This is a genomic window from Streptomyces sp. NPDC034043, from assembly GCF_055575675.1.
Window position 1 is genome coordinate 1,968 of the sequence record NZ_JBVISF010000040.1, and the last position, 3,190, is coordinate 5,157.

A 3,190-nucleotide genomic window follows, 5' to 3' on the forward strand; every position below is an offset into this window, starting at 1 on the left:
TACTTGAGAACTACACAGTGGACGCGAGCATCTGTGGCCAAGTTTTTAAGGGCGCACGGTGGATGCCTTGGCACCAGGAACCGATGAAGGACGTGAGAGGCCGCGATAGGCCCCGGGGAGCTGCCAACTGAGCTTTGATCCGGGGGTGTCCGAATGGGGAAACCCGGCAGTCGTCATGGGCTGTCACCCATGCCTGAACACATAGGGCATGTGGAGGGAACGAGGGGAAGTGAAACATCTCAGTACCCTCAGGAAGAGAAAACAACCGTGATTCCGGGAGTAGTGGCGAGCGAAACCGGATGAGGCTAAACCGTATGCGTGTGAGACCCGGCAGGGGTTGCGCATGCGGGGTTGTGGGAATGAGCTTGATCGGTCTGCCGGCCGGTCGGCGAGTCAGAAACCGTTGATGTAGTCGAAGGACATGCGAAAGGTCCGGCGTAGAGGGTAAGACCCCCGTAGACGAAACATCAGCGGCTTGCTTGCTCATCTCCCAAGTAGCACGGGGCCCGAGAAATCCCGTGTGAATCTGGCGGGACCACCCGCTAAGCCTAAATATTCCCTGGTGACCGATAGCGGATAGTACCGTGAGGGAATGGTGAAAAGTACCGCGGGAGCGGAGTGAAATAGTACCTGAAACCGTGTGCCTACAAGCCGTGGGAGCGTCGCGTTGCATGCTTGCATGTGACGTCGTGACTGCGTGCCTTTTGAAGAATGAGCCTGCGAGTTAGCGGTGTGTAGCGAGGTTAACCCGTGTGGGGAAGCCGTAGCGAAAGCGAGTCCGAATAGGGCGATTGAGTTGCACGCTCTAGACCCGAAGCGGAGTGATCTAGCCATGGGCAGGTTGAAGCGGAGGTAAGACTTCGTGGAGGACCGAACCCACCAGGGTTGAAAACCTGGGGGATGACCTGTGGTTAGGGGTGAAAGGCCAATCAAACTCCGTGATAGCTGGTTCTCCCCGAAATGCATTTAGGTGCAGCGTCGTGTGTTTCTTGCCGGAGGTAGAGCACTGGATAGGCGATGGGCCCTACCGGGTTACTGACCTTAGCCAAACTCCGAATGCCGGTAAGTGAGAGCACGGCAGTGAGACTGTGGGGGATAAGCTCCATGGTCGAGAGGGAAACAGCCCAGAGCATCGACTAAGGCCCCCAAGCGTACGCTAAGTGGGAAAGGATGTGGAGTCGCAGAGACAACCAGGAGGTTGGCTTAGAAGCAGCCACCCTTGAAAGAGTGCGTAATAGCTCACTGGTCAAGTGATTCCGCGCCGACAATGTAGCGGGGCTCAAGCGTACCGCCGAAGTCGTGTCATTGCAGCTATAGGGCCAACGCCCGCTGTGATGGGTAGGGGAGCGTCGTGTGCCGGGTGAAGCAGCAGCGGAAGCTAGTTGTGGACGGTTCACGAGTGAGAATGCAGGCATGAGTAGCGATACACACGTGAGAAACGTGTGCGCCGATTGACTAAGGGTTCCTGGGTCAAGCTGATCTGCCCAGGGTAAGTCGGGACCTAAGGCGAGGCCGACAGGCGTAGTCGATGGACAACCGGTTGATATTCCGGTACCCGCTTTGAAACGCCCAATATCGAATCCTCTGATGCTAAGCCCGTGAAGCCGTTCCGGACCCTTCGGGGAAAGGAAAGTGGTGGAGCCGGCGATCCAAGGTGGTAGTAGGTAAGCGATGGGGTGACGCAGGAAGGTAGTCCAGCCCGGGCGGTGGTTGTCCCGGGGTAAGGGTGTAGGCCGTGTGGTAGGCAAATCCGTCACACGTTAAGGCTGAGACCTGATGCCGAGCCGATTGTGGTGAAGTGGATGATCCTATGCTGTCGAGAAAAGCCTCTAGCGAGTTTCATGGCGGCCCGTACCCTAAACCGACTCAGGTGGTCAGGTAGAGAATACCGAGGCGTTCGGGTGAACTATGGTTAAGGAACTCGGCAAAATGCCCCCGTAACTTCGGGAGAAGGGGGGCCATTCCTGGTGATGAGACTTGCTCTCTGAGCTGGGGGTGGCCGCAGAGACCAGCGAGAAGCGACTGTTTACTAAAAACACAGGTCCGTGCGAAGCCGTAAGGCGATGTATACGGACTGACGCCTGCCCGGTGCTGGAACGTTAAGGGGACCGGTTAGTGACCTTTCGGGGTTGCGAAGCTGAGAACTTAAGCGCCAGTAAACGGCGGTGGTAACTATAACCATCCTAAGGTAGCGAAATTCCTTGTCGGGTAAGTTCCGACCTGCACGAATGGCGTAACGACTTCTCGACTGTCTCAACCATAGGCCCGGTGAAATTGCACTACGAGTAAAGATGCTCGTTTCGCGCAGCAGGACGGAAAGACCCCGGGACCTTTACTACAGTTTGATATTGGTGTTCGGTTCGGCTTGTGTAGGATAGGTGGGAGACTTTGAAGCAGCCACGCCAGTGGTTGTGGAGTCGCCGTTGAAATACCACTCTGGTCGTGCTGGATGTCTAACCTCGGTCCGTGATCCGGATCAGGGACAGTGTCTGATGGGTAGTTTAACTGGGGCGGTTGCCTCCCAAAGGGTAACGGAGGCGCCCAAAGGTTCCCTCAGCCTGGTTGGCAATCAGGTGTTGAGTGTAAGTGCACAAGGGAGCTTGACTGTGAGACCGACGGGTCGAGCAGGGACGAAAGTCGGGACTAGTGATCCGGCGGTGGCTTGTGGAAGCGCCGTCGCTCAACGGATAAAAGGTACCCCGGGGATAACAGGCTGATCTTCCCCAAGAGTCCATATCGACGGGATGGTTTGGCACCTCGATGTCGGCTCGTCGCATCCTGGGGCTGGAGTCGGTCCCAAGGGTTGGGCTGTTCGCCCATTAAAGCGGTACGCGAGCTGGGTTTAGAACGTCGTGAGACAGTTCGGTCCCTATCCGCTGTGCGCGTAGGAATATTGAGAAGGGCTGTCCCTAGTACGAGAGGACCGGGACGGACGAACCTCTGGTGTGCCAGTTGTCCTGCCAAGGGCATGGCTGGTTGGCTACGTTCGGAAAGGATAACCGCTGAAAGCATCTAAGCGGGAAGCCTGCTTCAAGATGAGTATTCCCACCTCCTTGAGAGGGTAAGGCTCCCAGTAGACGACTGGGTTGATAGGCCAGATGTGGAAGCCCGGTAACGGGTGGAGCTGACTGGTACTAATAGGCCGAGGGCTTGTCCTCAGTTGCTCGCGTCCACTGTGTTAGTTCTGAAG

Annotated in this window: 1 rRNA gene; it reads left to right on the forward strand. The window is 56.7% G+C overall.

Going from position 1 to position 3,190, the window contains the following annotated elements:
• The first annotated feature begins 35 nt into the window (after positions 1 to 35).
• Positions 36 to 3,158 (forward strand): 23S ribosomal RNA (locus ACZ51S_RS34610).
• Positions 3,159 to 3,190: the final 32 nt, after the last annotated feature.